This window comes from Paenibacillus prosopidis, from assembly GCF_003337375.1.
GTDB lineage: Bacteria > Bacillota > Bacilli > Paenibacillales > Paenibacillaceae > Pristimantibacillus > Pristimantibacillus prosopidis.
Window position 1 is genome coordinate 1 of record NZ_QPJD01000027.1, and the last position, 20653, is coordinate 20653.

Below are 20653 nucleotides of genomic sequence, written 5' to 3' on the forward strand. Positions count from 1 at the left end.
GATCTCAAAAATAAAAAATCCATACTGACCTTCTTCAGGAATGAGCTTATTTTCGTTTACAGGTTCAGCGGCAAATACACTATTCATTAGTAAACCAAAAGCAAGCATAAACTGTAAAACAACACAGATACGTTTTCTCATTTCAGCGCCAGCCCCTCTATTTATCCTAAATATACCATCCAATTATTAATTCGTTGGAAATATGAATTATAAGGGGATGGTAACGCTTAGGTAGATGAAACAGTTACATGCATCACGCATCGTCAGTCTAATGCTTTATTTTCTCTAAACACGAATTACTCATGAATATTACGGCAGCACGATTATTTTAGAATGGTGCATCATTTCCCCGTCGGGAATGGGATCAAGTTCTTGTCATCGACCAATGACAAGAACTTGATCCCATAAATAAAAAAAGCCGCTATTTGCGCAGCTTTAATGGGACAATATTCTTGACTTCCGACATCACCCTTCTGTAACTGTCGGAGGACAAGAACATATATCCTTTAAGACAAGAACTTATATCCTTTCCTGTAAACAGCAATGGCTGTAACTTATAATCATAATCTTAACGTACTATCTTTCCAGAAAAAAAACCCACCAATGCTTGGCGGGTTTTCACCGCAGCTCCCAGTAATGGCTGCATAGGTTTCTTAGCCGTTCATACCTTTTAGTACGAATGAAAACTATTCACTTCTGGAGCGTAGCTGCAAAGATAGGTTTGATTCATTCCTAATCGTTGATATACATCAATAATGGACATAGATGCTTCCCAGTATTCAACAAAGAATATATCGATTCTTGTTTTTAGGCTATCTATGCTTTCCTGATAGTTCTTGCTTTTTTGTCTATGCTACATTTCATTTAAATACGAATTTCTAAGCCGCCTCTGGCTCTCATGCCGCTGAAACTGCCAGTGTCCCAACATTCCGGTATCGCAGGCAACAAATGAATTTCGTGCGATGGCTCTGAATGATCATTTCCGCGATTGCGGAAGTACCTCCAAAGTTTCCATCAATTTGGTTACCCCTTAACGGCTCCCATCGTAAGGCCTTGTACTAATTGCTTCTGGGTAAACCATCCTAGAACGACCGACGGCAGTACGGCCGTAGTCGCCACTGCGGACATTTTCCCCCAAAACAACCCTTCCTGGGTCATAAAAGAAGCCATGAACACCGGCATTGTCGAGGAATCGGTGTAGGTCAGACTTACGCCAAACAGAAACTCATTCCAAGCAAAAACGAAACATAGCAGTCCAGTGGAAATGACTCCCGGCTTTACCAGGGGAAGCGTCACTTTTAAGAAACCTTGCAGTCCTGTTGCTCCGTCGACTTGGGTGGACTCAATCAATTCGTATGGAATATCTTTAAAGAACGAACGCATCATCCAGACGGCGAGCGGTATATTCATCGCGGTATAAAGCAAGATAAGGGCCAAGTGGGAATCCAATAAGCCCAGTTTTTTGAAAATAATGTAGACAGGAATAATGACTCCAACGGCGGGAAGCATTTTTGTTGAAATGAACCAGAACAAAATGTCATCCGCTTTCTTCATACGGAACATGGATAAGGCATAGGCGGCGGATACGCCCAAAATTAAAGCAAGCAGTGTGGATATAACGACAATGATAGCTGAATTGCCTAAAAATGTACCGATTCCCGAGCCCCATACGATTTTATAATTTTCCAGCGTCGGGTTGAAGAAAATGGAGGGCGGCATGATAACGGCTTCGCCTTCGTTTTTAAAGCCGGTAATAAACATCCACAGCAAAGGAAAAAAATAGATAAAAGCTGCCAGATACGTAAAAATCGTCAATAGAACCGCAAGCAGCTTCTTCATGTTAACTCACCTCGGAACGTTCTCCTCAAGAACTTGAAGAGGTACTTTAATAATATCAATGTAATAATCACGATAACGACGCCGATCGCCGAAGCGCCGCCGATATCCCATCCTTTAAAGCCTACACGATAAACATAGAACGGGAGATTTGTGGATGCATAGCCGGGTCCGCCCGAAGTTGTTACATAAATCTCTCCAAAGGTTTGCATAATGAACAAAAGCCCGAGCAGCACCGCAACCTCGATGTAACGCAGCAAGTGCGGAATTACGACATATATAAATCTCTGAAAGGTAGATGCGCCATCGATCATACAGGCTTCCATCGCATCCTTGGGCACAGATTGAAGTCCTGCAAGAATGATTAGCATAAAAAACGGGATCCACTGCCAGGAGACCAGAGCGATTATCGTTTGCAGCGGATAAGAACCTAACCAATCTACTGCATCCTGTCCCAACACTCCTGCAAAATAAGCGGTTATACCGAAATTGGGATTCAATATCGCCGTTTTCCAAACGATGCCCGCAACGGCAGGCATGACGAAAAAGGGAGCAACGAATATAGTCCGCAGCAATCCTTTACCGAGAAAATCCCGATTCATCAATAACGCTAATCCGAGGCCGAATACCAGGCATAACAAAAGCGTACAAGCGGTTAGAATGAACGTATTCCCCAGAACTGTATAAAATTCAGACCCCATAAAAATAGCTTTGAAATTGGCAAACCAGACAAATTTCGCTCCCTTATCCGGCCGCATAAGATTCCAATCCAAAAAGCTGTAATAAATAGTCAAAATAAACGGGATTTGCGTAACGAGTGCAACAAGAATAATACTCGGCCAGAGCAGCCTTTTGATCGGCGGCGCTGATTTTAATCCAATCGATTTCATTTAGTTCTCCCTTCAACCGGTGAATTGGGGAGGGGGAAGCCCCCTCCTCCAACAGCCCGATTACTTTTTATAGCCTCCGGAGACTGCAATTTCTTCAGCTAATTTTTGAGCATTTTCCAGAGCTTCATCCACTGACTTTTTGCCTGCGATGGCCGCAGCAATTTCTTGACTTACAGAAGTGCCGAGCTGTTGAAATTCCGGAATAGCGACATATTGGATACCTTGATAAGGAACCGGATTTTTCGTCGGCTTCATATAGTCGGCTTGTGTCATTGATTCCAATACAATATCTGCAAAAGGTGCCGCTTCTTTGTATTTCGGATTATCGTAAGTCGATTTGCGGGTTCCAGGAGGCGCTACGACCCATCCCTTCGATTCCCCTACTTGTTCGATATAGCGTTTGCTTGTTGCCCACGTTAGGAACTTGAATGCTTCTTCTTTGTGCTTGCTGGCGCTTTCAATACCTAGCGACCAAGCCCACAGCCAACCGTTATTGTCCTTCGCCTCAGATGGCGCAAACGCATATCCGATTTTACCTGCTACTTGGGAATTTTCCGGATTATTCAAGAATCCGGCAGCTACCGTTGCGTCGTACCACATGGCTGCTTTTCCTGTCGAAAGAAGGGTGAGCGCCTCTGTGAATCCAGTGCTGGTTGCGCCCGGTTGACCGGATTCTTTTAACACATCCACATAGAACTGAACGGCTTTCTTTGTCTCCGGGCTTGTCAACTGAGCATTCCAATCCATGTCATACCAAGATCCGCCGAAGGAGTTGATTACCGTATTGAGCGGCGCCAAAACTTCTCCCCAGCCAGGAAGACCTCGAAGAACAAGACCCGGTACGTTATTTGCTTCTTTTACTTTTTTGGAAATATCGCGCACTTGGTCCCATGTCGGGTGCAGCGGCATCTCTACGCCGGCTTTTTGAAGCATTTCTTTGTTGTAATAGAGCATGCTGCTTTCACCATAGAAAGGAAGCGCATACAAATTATTTTCATAAGAGAGAGCGTCACGGATGGAAGGGAAAATGTCTTCAACATCGTAGTCACTTTTCTCTTGATCGGACATCTTATCCATCATCGGCGTCAGGGGTTCAATCCATTCATTTTTCGCCCAAATCGACGCATCGTATGTGCCGATCGTAACGATGTCAAACATTCCCGCTTGCATGGCTACATCCGTCGTTACTTTTTCCCGAAGGTCATTTTCAGGAAGAACGACGAATTCCAAATTAATGCCGGTTTCTTTCGTAAATTCGCTGGACATTTCCTTCATAACAATCATATCCGGATTGTTTACAGTTGCAATTCTTAATGTCACATTTTCTTTTTTCTTATCACCGTCTGTACTATTGCCGGCATTTTGAGCTCCATTATTACCGCTCTCTTGCTCTTTATTTGCACCTTCTGAACCACACCCGCTTAAAACCAATACAAAGACTAATGATAGCAATGCGAACAGCGTAACAATCTTTTTCATTGAAATAAACCCTCCTCATTTTTCTTATATGTCAAAATTGTCCGGAATTTCATATAACTTGCCGGACAATGAGCCATTAAAGCCGGTTATTTTCATATCCTTGTAAAGCCCTGTCAGCCAAGGCTAAAGCGCCGGAAAGCCCGGCATTATCACCAAGCGCCGGTTGGACGATATAATTGCTATTTCCTTCAGCTAAAGCCGGATGATTAATATATCCCTTTAATAATTTGTTCAGTTGTTGCTGGATAAGCGGATATAACTGTATCTGCTTCATCACGCCTCCCCCTAAAATAATCTTCTCCGGAGAAAGAATGAGAATGAAATTGACCAATGCTTGGGCCAGATAGTAAGCTTCCAATCCCCAAGCGAAATGAGCTGCTTCCAGATCAAAGGCTTTCATTTTCCACCGGTCTTCGATCGCCGGACCTGAGGCGAGCCCTTCCAGACAGTCCTTATGAAAAGGACAGTTGCCCTCATACGTATCGTTTGGATGCCGGCGCACGATAGTGTGTCCCATTTCTGGATGGGTTAACCCATGTATAAGCCGTCCTTCTATGAATGCACCGGCGCCGATTCCGGTTCCGACAGTCATGTATAAGCAGCTGCCCAGGCCTTTTGCCGCTCCCCATGACGCTTCGCCTAAAGCCGCGGCATTGACGTCCGTGTCAAACCCGACCGGCACATCTAAATGACTTTTCGTAAAATCAACCACATTGAAACCGCTCCAATAGGGTTTAGGCGTGTTTGTTATACAACCATAGCTTTCGCTTTTCAGATTTCCATCAATTGGACCAAAGGTGCCGATCCCAATAGCATGAATTCCTTTATTAGCGAAAAATTCAAACGCTCTCCCCATTGTCTCTTCCGGCGTCGTTGTCGGAAAGGACGAACGCTCAAGGATTTGGCCTTCCCGCGTTCCGATTCCACATACAAACTTGGTGCCTCCGCCTTCAATGGCTCCTAATAAAGTCATTATGTTTTCCTCATCCCTTCCTGCGATAACCGAACAAATTAGAGCAAGCCATTAGGATAAACGATGATTTTCAAGCATTCGCTTTTCTGGTTAAGCGCACGTTCCATGGCTTCCTGCGTTTGTTCAAGCGTAAATTTATCGGTGATCAGCTTATTTGCGTCGACTATGCCGGAAGACAAGAAGTTTATGCCTTTCGGATACGTATTGGCATAACGGAAGATGCCGTAGATATCGACTTCGTTATCCGCAATAAAAGGCACATTCAACGGAATTTCGTCTTGGGCCGGTAAACCTACGATTGCGAGCTTACCGCCGCGGCGAAGTGATCCAAGTGCAGATTGAAGCGCGTTCGGATTTCCAGCCGTTTCCCATGCGACATCGACGCCTTTACCATTCGTAATCGTTTTAATTTCCTCAAGCGGGTCCTGTTCACGGATGTTAATAACGTGACTGGCACCCATTTGCTTAGCCGCCTCAAGCCGCAGCGGCTCGAGATCTGTCACGATAATGGTCGCTGCCCCATAAGCTTTAGCCGCTGCTACTGCCATCAAACCGACAGGCCCCATCCCCATGATGGCGATCGTGGATCCAGGCTGCAGCCCGGTGCGTGCGGCCGCATGTATACCGACCGAAAAAGGCTCAACTAATGCGGCTTCTTCGTAGGTAAGATGATCGGGTATGGAGAAAACGAAATCTTCACGAATTTTAATGTATTGCACAAAAGCGCCGTCAAATGGGGGCGTCGCCAGAAACTCAACATCCGGACAGAGATTATACCGGCCTTCCTTACAAGCGTCGCAGCGTCCGCAAGTTACGCCTGGCTCGACTGCTACACGGTCGCCTACTTGGAAACGCTGCACATTCGAACCGATCGCCGCAATGTCTCCGGAGCATTCATGTCCAAGAATAAATGGTTTATCGACCACGTATTTACCAATTCGGCCATGGGAATAATAATGCAAATCCGATCCGCAAATCCCGACTGCCATCACTTTAATCAAAACCTCATCCGGACCGATTTGCGGAACCGGGTATTCTTCGATTTGAATTTCCCTGGTATTGTGCATGACTGCAGCTTTCATGGTTTGTGGCAGTTGGTTAATCGACAACTTGATCAAGTCCCTTCTTTACTAATTGAATGTTTTTATTTATCTTGCTTTTTTGCAGATGTTTTTGCCCGTTTAATTCCATCACAATGGACGAAAATGTTTTTGAATCAAGATTGTAATAGAAGGAAGCTATGACACTCAGCTTTTCGTTAGCAATCTCCTCGCTTTTGCGAAGCGAAAATCCCACCTTTTCGGCTAAATTACTGTTCATGACATTGTTCATTCCTTTTCTCAAGAATTTACTAGGTCTCTAGTGTCGTATAAATTTACCTCCTAAATGGATATTATAAGGCGATTCATTTGCGTTTTTTGTTTTCCTTACTCGAATTATAGGCAGTGCCCTCTTCTGCTATCTATCTATTTGAACTGTATAATCATACAGCGACACTGTACAACTAAGCTTTCCATATACAAAGAGACGATTTTTACACTAAAATAGAGTGATATGCCAAATGCAGGAGGTGCGGAAGTAGTGGCAGAACTTGAGGATAAAGAAAAATTCGCGGAACTATTGGCGTTAGGTATTACCGCATTGAAGCAGCATCCCGACTATAAAACAAAAAGAAAGAAACGAGAAACGCTCCCCTCTGGACAATTCTCTTCTGAGTCCTATATAGATAAAATCGCCTATCAGCTTGGCATCTCCTCTAACACCATTAAGAGCTGGATGGGTCAGATGGGCGTGAAATATATACCGAGCCGGATCGAGGACGGCAAGCTGTTCGGCATCGTTTGGCTGATTATTGAAAAAAGCGGGATGGATGCCGTTTGGTTCACCGAGCTTCTACGGACTACCTCCATTCCTGTTATTAATCCCCCTCTGCCGGTTTGGGTCGCGTCTTGCCTATCGAAAGCGAAACTATTGAGGAACGATGAATTCGGAGCACCATCGGATCAGGAAATTGAAGCGGTTAAAACGAGACTGTTTGATGGAATATCTCAAGAGCAGAAACCTTCTGTTCCTGCTGTACTTTCTGTACCTGCAGTACTGCACAACTTACCGACGCGCTGGTCGGAATCATTCGTTGGCCGCAAACATGAGTTGAAAGCAATTGGACATTGGTTGACTTCGCCGTCACCCGTATGTTTAATCTCAGGCTGGGGAGGAATGGGGAAAACCACGATTGCGCTTGAATCAGCTTACGCATGCGTAGGAGCACCGCATGGCGAAGCTGCTTCGGAAGAATTGGAGTGGCCGCCCATTGCTTGCGTTATTTGGATAAGCGCAGATTTAAAGAGTTTAAATTTCGGTGATTTCCTCGATATAATCGCTTACCAACTCGGACGGGTAGAACTTCTTAGCAAATCCCTCAACGAGAAATGGTTTGTGGTTCGAAATGCTCTGTCCTCATATTCTGATAAGATGCCTGTACTTCTGATCATCGACAGCATAGACACGGCAGACAATGGAATAAGCGAATTCATCGTCAATCTCCCGCAAGGCGTCAAAGTATTATTAACGGCCCGGGAGAATCAGCAGCAAATCGAGGCACTCGCAGGGAAAGAGATTTACACGATCCAATTGGATGGCCTGCTGCATTCTGAGGCATTGGAGTACCTGGCTTCAGAGGTACAACATCATATCCAATTAAGCAACGTGCCTCGAAGGAAGGCAAAGCTGGAACAGCTGTTAGCCGAATCGGTTGAAGTTCATTTGCAGTTGATTGACGCAACAGCAGGGAACCCGAAAGCAATCGCGCTTAGCGTCGCTCATATGACGGAAGACGATATTCCAATCAGACAGCTTATCGCGGACATAGGGAAAGCCGGTTATTCGTTATCGGCGTTATTCGAGTATCTGTTCGGACGTACTTGGGAACGCTGCGGCGAGGATGCCAGACGTTTGTGGCAAGTGCTCTGCTTCTTCGGCAGACCGGCCTCGGAGGATAGCTGGGGGGCCGCGGCAGGTTTGGATGGGCGACGCTTTTTTTTGGCTGTGGAACAATTACGGGGCTGTGCCCTGATCGAGACGGAAAGAGTAGACGGACATTTGCATTATCGGGCTCATCAGACCGTATTGGCGTATGGAGAGCAATATTTGTCCGAGAACAAATCATTTGAATCGGAAGCAAGACAGCGTTGGAGTCAATATTACATTGATTATTTGGATACCTATCTAAAACGGGATAAGCCGGAGGCGCCTTATTGGAATTGCCTTCTGGGGCGCGATCTTGAAAGAGTTAAACGGGAATGGCCGAATATAGCCAAGCTGATGGAGTGGGCAAGCGCCGGAGAGCATTCGGAACTGCTGATCCAATTGATGCTGCGGCTAAGTCATTTGCTAAGCCGGGTTAATCTTCCGATGCGGATTGAGTACGGGCTTAAAGCCGCGCGCGCCGCGTTATTATTTAATAAAGAAACGCTCAGCTCATTGTTTTTAATCGATACGGTTGGCTGGGCATTGATCGAAATCGGATTGCTGGATGAAGGGCTGCGTCGTATTGAAGCCGGCCTCCGGATATTGGAGGACCTTGATCCATCCGATCCGGAGGTTCAGGATTTAAAGGTGCTGGGACTCGCTTTCAAAGCGAAATATTACTTGAAAACGGACCAGCGGGAGAAGGTCGCGGAGATTCTCGATGAATCGCGCGATGTATATTGTACACCCTTGATTAAACACCGCATATTGCTGATCCGAGGTGATCTTTGTTTGCAAAATGGTGAGTTTTGCGATGCCATACATTGTTATGAACAGGCAAACGAGGTCAGTAAGTCATACGGCGGTGAAAAGACGATAGAAGCCTACTTCAATTTGGGAATAGCTTATGTCAAATGCGGCGAATATGAGAAGGCGGAATCTGCGTTTGATCGATTGCTTTATAATAAATCGAAAGCCAATCAGATCGAGCTTATCTATTATCAATATGGCATGGCGCAATTGTTGCATCGCAAAGGTAATCATGCCGAAGCATTACAGCTAACACAAAAAACGCTTGCCATTATCGACTCCTGGGAGAGAACGATTTGGCTCCGTGAGGAAGTGGAACGGTTTCATGCGATGTTAACAGATGCTTATTGATATAAAAACCCAGACCCATCCTAGTTCGTTAATCAAAAAATACTTCAAAGAAAACAGACGTGACTGGATGGATTGTTCACAGCGATCAAGGATTCCAGTATAGGTTATAGCTCTGACGCTGTTTCTGAAATATCCAAAAAGCTCCTCTTTCAGTAGCAGGTTTTATTATTTCACCTGTCTACCGTAAGGGGAGCATATCAGCGGCAAACTGCTCCCTAGATTATTAATCTATATTCTTCCGTTAGCTTCATAATCGCGATTCTAAACGATTCATTTTATTTACAAGTTACTCTCCCGAACCAATTTAAAAGCCATGTTGGTTTTCTAACACACATGTGCGTAATAGTTATAAATGATTTAATTTGAGACTTTTCGTAAGAATTATTATTACAAAAGAGATTTTCCGTAATTAGGGTATGTGTTGGTACTAAGACTCATAACGAAATGGAATTTCATCTTGCATAATCTCGTCACCACCATAATCTTGGTGCTAAAGCCTATGAACTTTTCGATGTTGGCTACTGTAATGAACCGCTTTTTATTCGCCCATGAAAAAACCGCTAAACGCCTGGGATTCCAGAGGTTTAGCGGTTTTCTCATGAACTAAAAACGGTACGCAACCGATGGTCAAAGCCCTTTAAATGAATGGCCAACTGCCTTCTGTACTCCGAGAAATCTTAAACGCTTCTCGTATTGTCCGATGTGCGACGGAATATCATATTATCGAGGGAATACATGGTTTTACCAGTTAGCGCCAAGTAAATGGAAATGAACAAGAGCGCCACGTCGAGCTCATACCCTGCCATTTGCCCATTCCCTATAAAGCCGAGGGCAAACTTCACCTTTACTATCGCTCCTAGCATGATGAGCGAGAATAAGACGGAGACGATACGTGTTCCGAGTCCTAGAATGATGGCAAGTCCGCCTGCCAATTCGATAATAGCAACTACATATGCCGCAAATCCCGGCAATCCCATACTTTGAAACCACCAGGCAATATTGGAGATGCCTCCTTGAAACTTCTCAAACCCATGGATAAAAAACGTTAACCCTAAAACTAATCTGAGCAACAGCAAACCAACATCGACCTGTTTATTCATCGTATAGCAAGCTCTCCCTTTAAGATATTAAAGATCCTAATTACTAATTAACTTCCTCTGAGTGAGGCCTTCTACTCACGTTTCATTGCTGTCCTCCTCCATTCCCGACCCACATATCCCGGTCTCGATATTGGAATCCGATCAGTGTTGGAAGAAAAGCCGAATCCGATAATCCCGGTATAATCCACACGTTCCTAGCAGCGCTTACCTTCACGCTGTCATTGACAAAATGGAATGTCCAAGTATCGCAGTATGCCGTTTCTATAAATCGCAAAGAAAGCTCAAGAACGTTTTTTTTGCGCCACGTACCTGCTGCTTTTACCTTCATCTGGTCGCCTGCGATCTTGAGTTGGTTTTCAAGCCATACTTCGTTACCGATCTCGAGAGTCTGAGTTTCTGTTTGGTCTTGGAACGAAAAGATGAATTCATTGTCCGTAAAATGGAAACGAATGTGGGTGATGCCGGCCTCATTCGATCCAACTTCATAGCATTTTTCATGCCATCTGTAAGTCTCAGACGAAGTGCGCATGGTTACGGGCGAAGGATAAGCTAATGCGCTCAGTTTCTTTTCAAGGTTTTCCTGTACTTCAGGATCTTCGTTTAACGGGGTATCGCTCATTCCGGGCAATAAATGTTCCCATACATAATCCAGAACAGTCTGCATCTCCATCGCGCCGCTAGTGATAGCAATGACTGCATTTTGGTCAGGAAGCACGACACAGAACTGCCCAAACCCGCGAGCATATTCCATAATTATATTTTTGCAGGAGCAGATACACGACAATAATCGGCAGCATCGTCAGTACCAAAGAGGATAGAATGGCCGACCAGTCGTTGTTATACTCGCCAAATAGCATGTTCGTAGAAATCAAAAGTGTATAATATTTGGAATCTATGATTAAATGGATCGGTACCCGGAAACTTGATATTTAATGCTCTCTTACTTCTTGCTTTATTCTGTGATAATTCATGAAGATTTTCATTTCAAAAACCGCCAGTTTACCTAACCGGCTGTTTTTGAAATACGATGCCATCGCCACAATTAATTATGACCTACTATTGGGTGTTTACATATGGCTCTTCAAGAAATGCAACTTCTTCAGGTTAATTTAACCGATAGGGCTCCTACGGCAACTTCTAGGTGAGATATTTTAGTAGCACCAATAATAGGAGCTGTTACTGGTTTCATCAGCAGCAACAAGCAAGTGCGATATGAGTACGGGGAACGCCATGATTTTCTGCGATAGATGCAACTCGCTCTAGCTCTGCGGAGTTGCCCTCACCAGTCCCTTCATTTGCTTCAGGTACAGTCTCACCAGGTTCTGTTCCTACTGGTTCATTATAATTGTCTCATTCAATAGTCATTGGGAATCAGGAATGAGTCGTCTCCGGATAAACGGCTCTTTCAGAACGTTTAACGAGCACGAAGTAAGCAAAGATGGATGCCAAGCTTGTCGCAAATAGAAGGGTTCCAAACGGTATAGCTGAATATTCACCCGCGATGCCCACAATCGGTGAAGCGAATGCGCCTAATAAAAACGGCATAATCCCTAATACCGCAGAAGCACTGCCTGCAATGTGCCCTTGCGATTCCATGGCCAATGAAAAAGTAACCGGCCCGATTATTCCGATGGCTACCGCAAATAAGAAGAGCGAAGAAACCAATGCAATCAATGATCCTTGAGAAAAGACGACCGTCATAACGGTACCGGTCGAAAGAAAGCCTAAAGACAACCCCACCTTAAAAATACGCTGAGCGGTCATCCGACCTGCAAGAAGTTTTACGATCTGGGACCCCAGCATGATTGCACCCCCATTGAGGGCAAACAAGATTGAAAACATCATTGGGGAAACACCATATATATTTTGGTAAATAAAGGGCGTTCCAGCTACATAGGCAAATACTCCCGCGAACATTATTCCATTAACAAGAGCAAAACCCATAAAATTTCGGTCTTTAAGTAACGCCTTGTAGTTTCTAAGTATTTCCAGGAAATTGCTCGAAACGCGTTGCTCTACTGGCAAGGTTTCCTGCACCCCCCATTTTGTCACCACTAATAAAAATATCCCTAGAATTCCTAGAAAGATAAACACGCCAATCCATGAGGTGTAAGCGGTGACGGTGCTTCCTGCAACAGGAGAAATTAAAGGAGCAATATTACTAATCATCGTTAGTAGTGATACAAACTTCGTCATTTCAACTCCGCTATACGTATCACGTACGATCGCACGGGAAATAACGAGCCCGGCAGATGCGACAAAACCTTGTATGAATCGCAGAGCAATAAAAACTTCAATATTAGGTGCAAAAGCGCAGCCTACAGAGGCAAGGACATACAGGATCATGGTGATCAGCAAAGGGTTTCGCCTGCCATGAACATCGCTTAGAGGCCCCATTACGATCGGACCCAAGCCCAAACCCAACAAGCTTGCGGTTAAGCTTGCCTGGACCATAGACGCGTTTGTTCCAAAAAAGTCTGTGATTTTAGGCAGTGACGAAAGATACATGTCGACGGTAAATGGACCAAGCGCAGAGAACGTTGCTAAAATAAGTGCGAATTTAAAAGTTGGTTTTGTTACAACATGATTCATTTCATACTACCCCCTTATTTTCGAATATGCTTCGCCTGCCTCCCGATGCAGGAACTAATCTTTACGCGTCATATGCCATAGATGTTCGAAGGTGGGACGAGAAGATAGCCAGCCTGGTTTTCTGTCTGGCCATCTTTCGATCGTTACCAATCACTTCTTTTTCCATCCCTAAAAAAACCGCCATTAGGACCATTAGGACCGATTGTCACCAACCATAGGATTGATTCCGCGGCTTGCTTTGGTGTTCGCGGAGCAGTCGGTCCTCCCATGTCCGTGCTTACCCATCCCGGATCGACAGCATTTATTTTGATATCTCCATGAACGTGCAGCTCCCAATCGCGTCAATCCATTAAGGGCAAGTTTCGATAACTTATAGACGCCGGCTCCTTGCCTCGACAATTGGCTCATCACCCCATAGTCCGAAGAAACATGATAATTCTCCCGTAACCATGCTTTTCCATAAGCGGAATAAAAAAATGAATGACTAATAAGCGCCGAAGAAGTTCGTTGACATCGTTTTCTCCAGCATGGAGGGGTCCGTTGTCAAAAACTTTCCATTCTCATCCCACTTTGACCAACTCATATCCAATTCCGCATATTCGCACCTGTAACAAGTTTTAGTATCGTGTAATGTCATCTTCTCCATTCAACCTTTCTTTTTAAATAATCAAGATATTGGGATAGCCCTTTGGCCTATATGAGCTCCCGAATACGCTGCACCTTTTGCTTCATTTCCGACAGCTCCTCGAGGCTGATTGGCGAATCGCTGTAATTCGCTTTTTCAAAGAGCAGCAATAAAGACTCTAATTCCTCTTTTTCTACTCGTTTATCCTTCTCGAACCACCGCCGTGTCGCTTCCCTCGCCGTTTCGTGTTCCAAGCGACGATAACCTTTTCGACTTGCGAAACGAAGGAATTGCTCGAATTCGATCACAACATGCTTATTGGTGTTCAACTGTCGGTTCACAGGATAGAGGTGCCGCAAAACGGGAACACGCCGGCGGAGGATCCATATCAAACCGAGCATAATCGCGCCAGCGACGATCATCGCTTCCCATCTGAATGAGCGCGTGGTTCCCTCACCTTCCCGCTGAGACGGTACATTTCCTTCCGGTTCCGAGGTCGGTTCCGGCTCAGCGGGCGTTTCCGTTTCCAAGGAAGTTTCCGGCTGCGAATCGGTCGCGCTGCCATCCTCCATCGCGTAAGACGGAAGCGAAAAACCTGCAGTCGGTTCGAATGGAATCCACCCGTAGCCAGGGAAGAACACTTCGACCCAAGAGTGAGCGTCTGAATTACGGATCGTGTATTCATTTTCTCCCGCAGCCGCGCCTGGAGCAAAACCTTTTACCCAGCGAGTCGGTATGCCGATCGAACGCGCCATGACCGCCATTGCCGTCGAATAATAATTGCAGTAGCCTTCCTGGACTTCAAATAAAAATTGATCGACGAAATCTGCACTCATGTCTTTACCCGGAGCTGGTGTCGTCGTGTAAGGGTATGTGCTGGACAAGTACTGCTCAAGCAGCTTCACCTTGTCGTACATATTCATGCCCGACTGCGTCACCTGCAAGGCCAATTCCGTCACGCGATCCGGAAGCGTATCCGGAAGGAGCAAATACTCTTCAAGTCCCTCCCGATCCGGAATTTGAGCAGGAACTTTGCGAAGTTCGGCTTCATTGATAACCGGCACTTTAGAGACGATCGTATACGATTCCGGATATGAAGTCCGCCCATCTCCGATCCACCTGAGCTCTGACGACCCAGATGACCATCGAATCGAAGAGAAGCCCGCTCCGTCCTCTTCGTTAGCAATGCTTTGCACGCTATCAATTGCATATGCTCCGAACAGCACAGGGAACTCCTCCCGTGAATCGCCCACTATCGTTACTGTTTGCGTCACTTCGATTGTTCCGAGCTGCGCTTTCTCAACTCTCGGATCTTGCGGGAGAGATGCTTCCGGCGAGATGGGCGATAAGGGCGTCCGTCGTTCAGCCTCGCTCGCGATCCATCCCCTGCCGGTATAAATCGAACGGGTTTCGCCGCGCCAATAACTGCGGTACGGCGTAACAGCAGTCATAACCGTCGTATGGTCGAAAGCAAGTTGGCCGCCGAGGGTAGAGTCATCGCGACTATAACCGGACGTTGACTGCGAGCCGAGTGACGTGCTTGTACTATCGCTGATTGCAGGCGAAACGCCTTGCGCGTTTCTCCACATCGTATAGGGATCTGTAAGTACGGCCCGGACATCCGGAGCCAGTGTTCCAACGTAAACGATGAGCGAAAACAGGAGAATGATCGGCAAGGCGATGAAGGGCAATCGACCGGACGAATGAGACCATGTGACAGGATTTTTTTCCTTTAGTTCAGCGAAATGCCAGATGGTCAATAAGAACAATCCGGAAATGATAACCGCCGCGCCCTGCTCCCAAAGCTCAATGGAGCTGAAGGAATCGCGAATGGCGAAAGTCGTCACCGTAACGACTAGTATAATCATGATGCTTAATTTATTCTGCATAATCTTCACAGCAATCAAAGTGATAATCCATGAAGTTAGGGCGAACCAGATGAATGGCGCAAGTTGACTCGTATTGTCCTGAATCAGGATTCCCAGATCACGGAAACCAAGGACTTCACGACCGAGGGGATCATAGTCCAAAACGTAGCCGGTCATGAACGTAATCGCCATCAACTGCATGAGTCGACGAAGAGACCAATGCAACGCGGGAAACCATTCAACAACAATCGTCAAGAGCAGCGCCATCTTTATTATCGTGATTGTTTCGGGCAGCCAGACTCCGCTTTCTTTTTGAATCCATAATACGTACTGCAGAAGAAATACCCCTGTAAGCGAAGCCGATATAGGTTTATGCCAATCCCGTAGAAGCGGGATTGAACGCGACCGTAGTTTGAGCATTATATACGTCCTCCCAAATCCAGTACCAACTCCTCGAGTGAAGTTACGGTGTAGCCCAAAACACCCGTCGTTTGCAAATGCCGCAACCATTGCTCATGATCCGTTTCGGGCACTCCCGAGGCGACCCACATATGACACGGCTTCAACCGGAGCCGCTTTGCCCAAGCCAGCAACGGCAACGTCGCATCCCCGTACTCCGGAGAGATGAAGAGTAACAATGAACCGGAAGCAATCTGCCGCGACCGATCTTTCAGTACATGAAGAAGCGGATTCGTACCGTCCGGCTCCGCATCGATCAAATGGTTTGTAATCGCCTTCTGAAGGCTTGCTCCGGTCTTTGGCTCCAAATACGTCGTATGTTTCCCTGCCGACAACAACCCGACCGGCAAATGTCTGGCGGCCAAATAGTCAAAAAGGGAAGCAACGATCGAGACAGCCAACTCGAACTGTTCCATGCTCCGGTAGGCGTACATGTACCTATCCAGTACGATCATTATTTTCGGGAAGGATTCCTTCTCAAACTCCTTTGATTTCCATGTGCCAGTCTTAGCCGTAGCATTCCAATGAATGCGGGATAGACGATCCCCATGGATGAACTCGCGAATGCCATTCATCTGCGCGGACTCCTGGAAGGACTGCGATTTTATATGATAATGGCGGTAGCCCTGAAATAGTTGGTGAAGCTGCTTCCATTCACGGATATGCGCCTTTTGCGGCTGTACCAGAAGTTTGTCCGGTAAATCAAGCCGTCCTTTATGCTGGAATAAGCCAAAGATATCTTCTGTCACGCAATTCGCGACTCCGAATCGGTATACTCCTCTGCGCAGCGCAGGCGTTCGGTATGACACTTCCACTTGCCTTTTCCGATCCGGAATGCCGAGCGTCTCTAATACATGCTCCTCGCCGCCTTCACGTGATAAACATTCCTTGACGGTTACGTAAGGGATGGGCCAAACGCCGGGGATTTTCGCCTGGAAATGAACCTCAAGCGACGTGCCTGCCATGATAACGGCGTCATGACCGACACCTGTCACTCTCCGAATGCCATGCACTCTAGAGATGCCGCTTAAGCGGCCGCAAATCAAGTAGATGCATAACCCTGCGACGATTATGAACACCATTAGAGCGAACTTGCCGCCTTGAAACAACAAAAAAAACAAGCTAAAGGCAAATAGAACAACGGGCAACCAAAAGCGTGATGATTGTTTGGCGAAAAGACCCATCTTATTTTCCCATGCCAACGGGCACATGGACTTGTTGAAAAACGGTTTCAAACACTTGGTCCAAGATATTCCCATCGTTTCTTATTACGGGTTCCAGAATGATCCGATGTCCGAGCACAAACGGCGTCAAATATTTCACATCATCGGGTATTATATATTCTCGATTCCGCAAGTAAGCGAGCGCCTTCGCTGCTTGCAGTAAGGCGATCGACGCCCGCGGACTGGGGCCGAGGAGAACGGCAGAATGGTCGCGCAATTTTCTTACTATTGAAATGATATAGTCGGCAATGGCATCGTCAACGTAGATTTGCTTCACCCGTTCCTGCATTTGTCTCAAACGCTCGATGGTCGTGACTGGCTCGATTCGGTCAACCGGATGGTCGCTTCCCTGCAAGAGAAGGATTTTCTTTTCCGTGTCGTGATCAGGATATCCAAGGCTGAACTTAAACATAAACCGATCCAGTTGCGCTTCCGGCAATACGTAGGTGCCATCGAAATCAATCGGGTTTTGTGTAGCGAGAAGCAAAAACGTCTCCGCAAGCGGGTAGATCTCACCGTCCACAGTCACGCTGCGCTCCTCCATAGCCTCAAGGAATGCAGACTGTGTTTTCGTCGAAGCACGATTAATCTCATCAACAAGTAATATATTGCTGAAAACCGGTCCGGGTCGAAAAATAAACATTTCCTCTTTTGGATGATAAATCGTGACCCCGGTAATGTCCGATGGCAGCAAGTCGGGGTTGCATTGGATCCGGCGGAACAGACCTTGAACGGACCCAGCCAACGCTTTGATAAGAACCGTTTTGCCGGTACCAGGCACGTCTTCGAGCAGGACATGTCCACCTGCAAGGGCAGCAGTCAAAAGCAGTTCTACTTCCATTTCTTTGCCTAGAACACATGATTCGACGTTTAACTTAAGCTGCTTTAAAATATTCCTGTCTTCATTGAACATAGGTTCCATCTTTCTTGTTCCTCCTGCCGGTCTTAGCTGTTTGGATCTTCACAATACGGTCCAGACTATATAGATACACCCAACAAGTTAGACATTATACCAGCAAAAAACCTTGATGTATTATTGTACATCTGTTTATAATTATAGACGGATAGAGAGTACATACAATGGTTAAGTTGGTGAGTTTCGTCAACTAATAGACGAATATGTGATTAATGTTAAATAATTTTATAGAAAGCACGGTGACCAATTTATGCCGAAGGTAGATAGAAGAATACTCAAATCTCAACAAGCATTAAAGAAAGCCGTCATTGAATTGATGGATGAAAAAAGTTTTGACGACATTACGATTCAGGACCTTTCCGACCGGGCGAATGTGAGCCGCGGTACGATTTATCTTCATTACATGGATAAGTATGATTTGCTCGATAAACTTATCGTGGCACACATCGATGAACTTCGTGCGATTTGCCTGTCGGCAGCCGAAATGGATTTTATTGATTCGACGCTTCTCTGTACGGAATACTTGGATCGCAATTATTCATTCTTTTCAACAATGTTAGCGAGTAAAGGAGCCCCTTACTTTCAGAACCGATATCTTAATTTCCTGATCGAAGAGTTTCGAAATGAGATAGATATCACGCAAGGCAAAAATGAGGGTATCAACGAAGAAGTTATCGTCAGATTTATTGCGTCTGCTTACGAAGGTATCGTTGAATGGTGGCTGAAAAATGAAAGGCCTATTCCTCATGAAGTTTTAGCGAAACAGTTGGGAGAATTGTTGGAAAGAAATATATGAGTGCCTCATATTCGAATCAGAAGTGATGGAGCAGCTTGCCAAGGGCAACTGCTCCATTTTCATGGAATAAGCCAAATACCTCCCCCCGCAATGAACTTCCCATGATAGTTAAGAGGCACACCAGTATAGGCGTGCCCCTAAGGTTTTGCTAGGATTACTCGTTATTCATTCGCCATCGTGCTGATGTCGATCACAAATCGATACCGGACATCAGAAGCTAGTACGCGCTCCCAGGCTTCATCAATCTGGTTGGCGGAAATAACCTCGATTTCGGGAACAATGTGGTGTTCAGCGCAGAAGTCAAGCATTTCCTGTGTTTCGCGGATTCCTCCAATTGCTGATCCGGCAAACGACCGACGATGAGGGATCAGCGAGAATACGTGAACGGGCAACGGCTCCGATGGTGCACCGACGTTGACCAAAGTGCCATCCACAGCCAGCAATGAAAGGTAGGCATTAAGATCGATCTCCGCGCTCACTGTATTCACGATGAGATCGAACGAACCGGCCAGTATCTTAAACGTCTCTGAATCGCTTGTGGAATAATAATGGTCCGCGCCAAGCCGCAAACCGTCTTCTTTCTTCTTTAAGGTTTGCGATAAGACCGTAACCTCTGCTCCCATAGCGTGAGCAAACTTCACAGCCATGTGTCCAAGCCCGCCAAGTCCGACAACAGCTACTTTCTTGCCTGGAGCAGCCCCCCAATGACGCAGCGGCGAGTATGTTGTGATGCCAGCACACAACAAAGGAGCGGCAGCGTCAAGCTCAATGCCGTCAGGGATTCTTACCACAAAATCTTCCGTTACGACGATGTGCGTAGAATAACCGCCTTGTGTATATTGCCCGTACCTGTCGATGGCTGCATAGGTTCCCGTCATTCCATTGAGGCAATACTGCTCCACTCCCTTACGGCAGTTATTGCACTCTCGGCAGGAGTCCACCATACAGCCTACCCCTACCCGGTCGCCAACGACAAACTTTGTGACTTCCGAACCGACTTGAGTGACAAATCCGGCGATCTCGTGCCCTGGAACGAGAGGATAGTTTACCGGTCCCCAATCGCCGCGAGCGGTATGGATGTCAGAGTGACAAATACCAGCGTATTTAATCTCAATGAGTACATCATGCGGCTCAAGATCCCTGCGTTCTATCGTGGTTAGTTTGAACGGACCTTCTGGACTGAATGTAGCGCGTGCATTAGCAGTAATCATAGTGTAACCTCCTGTAATTCATGTATTGGTTAAAATATAATATATTTTTCAAAGCAGCAAACCAAAGTAAACACCAAGTGCATAAACAAAAGAGAATGTTTATTCAACCCATGTCTATTATTATAGGATTAAGAAATGTAAATACAATGGTTAAAAAAACGCAATTTGTTTATATTTCAACACAGCACTCAAAAATGTTAATTATCTAAGAAAGCTTGGTGAATTTACGATGGCTAAAGTGGATCGGAGATAAAAAATTTTGATTACTCTGTTGAGTAATCGACGAATTGGGTTCATCTAACCATTGATAGCGTCATGGTTAGATTAATAATGTGCTGTTGCCGATGCAGCAGCTTATGCGATTAGCACAGCTGAAACGGTTGCGGTAAACGAAATCATTAAACCTGCTCCCAGACGCTCAGGCTCACGCTAAACCTGTCACTAAGAAAGCTTGAAACTTCTATTTACCAACAAAAGATTTTTGCTTTTTTTAGTTTTAGTCTTGTTTTTATCCGTCTCTCATCGAATGTATGATTCGATGCTCCCCTTATTTCGAA

15 protein-coding genes and 2 pseudogenes are annotated in these 20653 nt (G+C 45.7%); 2 read left to right on the forward strand and 15 right to left on the reverse strand.

Annotated elements, in window-relative coordinates:
- Positions 1 to 873 precede the first annotated feature (873 nt).
- The 7 genes and pseudogenes from DFP97_RS32160 to DFP97_RS28485 all read right to left on the reverse strand — a co-directional run.
- Positions 874 to 1022 (reverse strand): annotated as a pseudogene (locus DFP97_RS32160) (glycoside hydrolase family 95-like protein); the annotation flags it as partial.
- A 1-nt stretch (position 1023) separates the two neighbouring features.
- Positions 1024 to 1839, reverse strand: coding sequence for a carbohydrate ABC transporter permease (locus tag DFP97_RS28460; protein ID WP_114384053.1), 816 nt, complete (start codon positions 1837 to 1839; stop codon positions 1024 to 1026).
- Positions 1836 to 2726: a carbohydrate ABC transporter permease gene (locus tag DFP97_RS28465; RefSeq protein WP_114384054.1), complete on the reverse strand. Its 891-nt coding sequence runs from the start codon at positions 2724 to 2726 to the stop codon at positions 1836 to 1838. The genes DFP97_RS28460 and DFP97_RS28465 overlap by 4 nt, the downstream gene beginning before the upstream one ends.
- Before the next feature lie 60 nt (positions 2727 to 2786).
- Complete coding sequence (locus tag DFP97_RS28470) at positions 2787 to 4205, reverse strand: ABC transporter substrate-binding protein (RefSeq protein ID WP_114384055.1); 1419 nt, start codon at positions 4203 to 4205, stop codon at positions 2787 to 2789.
- Between the two features lie 76 nt (positions 4206 to 4281).
- Entirely contained in the window at positions 4282 to 5178 is an 897-nt protein-coding gene (locus DFP97_RS28475; protein WP_114384056.1) for an ROK family protein, read from the reverse strand.
- A gap of 38 nt (positions 5179 to 5216) precedes the next feature.
- Entirely contained in the window at positions 5217 to 6260 is a 1044-nt protein-coding gene (locus tag DFP97_RS28480) for an NAD(P)-dependent alcohol dehydrogenase (RefSeq protein ID WP_114384087.1), read from the reverse strand.
- A gap of 16 nt (positions 6261 to 6276) precedes the next feature.
- Positions 6277 to 6498 (reverse strand): hypothetical protein, encoded by a 222-nt coding sequence (locus tag DFP97_RS28485; RefSeq protein WP_147275108.1) that lies wholly within the window; start codon positions 6496 to 6498, stop codon positions 6277 to 6279.
- A 261-nt stretch (positions 6499 to 6759) separates the two neighbouring features.
- Here DFP97_RS28485 and DFP97_RS28490 point away from each other — a divergent pair, with 261 nt between their 5' ends.
- Positions 6760 to 9306, forward strand: a complete 2547-nt coding sequence (locus DFP97_RS28490; RefSeq protein ID WP_114384058.1) for a tetratricopeptide repeat protein — start codon at positions 6760 to 6762, stop codon at positions 9304 to 9306.
- Positions 9307 to 9983: 677 nt separating this feature from the next.
- Here DFP97_RS28490 and DFP97_RS28495 read toward each other — a convergent pair.
- The 7 genes and pseudogenes from DFP97_RS28495 to DFP97_RS28530 all read right to left on the reverse strand — a co-directional run bounded on the left by DFP97_RS28495 (position 9984) and on the right by DFP97_RS28530 (position 18095).
- Positions 9984 to 10406 (reverse strand): DoxX family protein, encoded by a 423-nt coding sequence (locus tag DFP97_RS28495; protein ID WP_114384059.1) that lies wholly within the window; start codon positions 10404 to 10406, stop codon positions 9984 to 9986.
- 82 nt (positions 10407 to 10488) lie between these two features.
- Positions 10489 to 11121 carry a hypothetical protein gene (locus DFP97_RS28500; protein ID WP_114384060.1) on the reverse strand — a complete coding sequence of 211 codons (633 nt, stop codon included), beginning with the start codon at positions 11119 to 11121 and terminating at the stop codon, positions 10489 to 10491.
- A gap of 327 nt (positions 11122 to 11448) precedes the next feature.
- Positions 11449 to 11666: pseudogene (locus tag DFP97_RS31805) on the reverse strand (aldo/keto reductase); the annotation flags it as partial.
- Between the two features lie 111 nt (positions 11667 to 11777).
- Positions 11778 to 12998: a multidrug effflux MFS transporter gene (locus DFP97_RS28510; protein ID WP_114384061.1), complete on the reverse strand. Its 1221-nt coding sequence runs from the start codon at positions 12996 to 12998 to the stop codon at positions 11778 to 11780.
- Positions 12999 to 13691: 693 nt separating this feature from the next.
- Positions 13692 to 15911: a transglutaminase TgpA family protein gene (locus DFP97_RS28520; protein WP_181873712.1), complete on the reverse strand. Its 2220-nt coding sequence runs from the start codon at positions 15909 to 15911 to the stop codon at positions 13692 to 13694.
- The gene (locus DFP97_RS28525) at positions 15911 to 17032 is read right to left on the reverse strand and encodes a DUF58 domain-containing protein (RefSeq protein ID WP_181873713.1); all 1122 of its coding nucleotides are present in this window, start codon (positions 17030 to 17032) and stop codon (positions 15911 to 15913) included. The genes DFP97_RS28520 and DFP97_RS28525 overlap by 1 nt, the downstream gene beginning before the upstream one ends.
- A gap of 103 nt (positions 17033 to 17135) precedes the next feature.
- Positions 17136 to 18095: an AAA family ATPase gene (locus DFP97_RS28530; protein ID WP_114384064.1), complete on the reverse strand. Its 960-nt coding sequence runs from the start codon at positions 18093 to 18095 to the stop codon at positions 17136 to 17138.
- Between the two features lie 244 nt (positions 18096 to 18339).
- On the opposite strand from DFP97_RS28530, the gene DFP97_RS28535 reads away from it, so the two are divergent.
- Positions 18340 to 18885: a TetR/AcrR family transcriptional regulator gene (locus DFP97_RS28535; protein WP_114384065.1), complete on the forward strand. Its 546-nt coding sequence runs from the start codon at positions 18340 to 18342 to the stop codon at positions 18883 to 18885.
- A gap of 161 nt (positions 18886 to 19046) precedes the next feature.
- Here the strand turns inward: DFP97_RS28535 and DFP97_RS28540 are convergent, their stop codons facing one another.
- A complete protein-coding gene (locus DFP97_RS28540) occupies positions 19047 to 20096 on the reverse strand; it encodes an NAD(P)-dependent alcohol dehydrogenase (protein WP_114384066.1) in 1050 nt (349 codons plus the stop codon).
- Positions 20097 to 20653 lie beyond the last annotated feature (557 nt).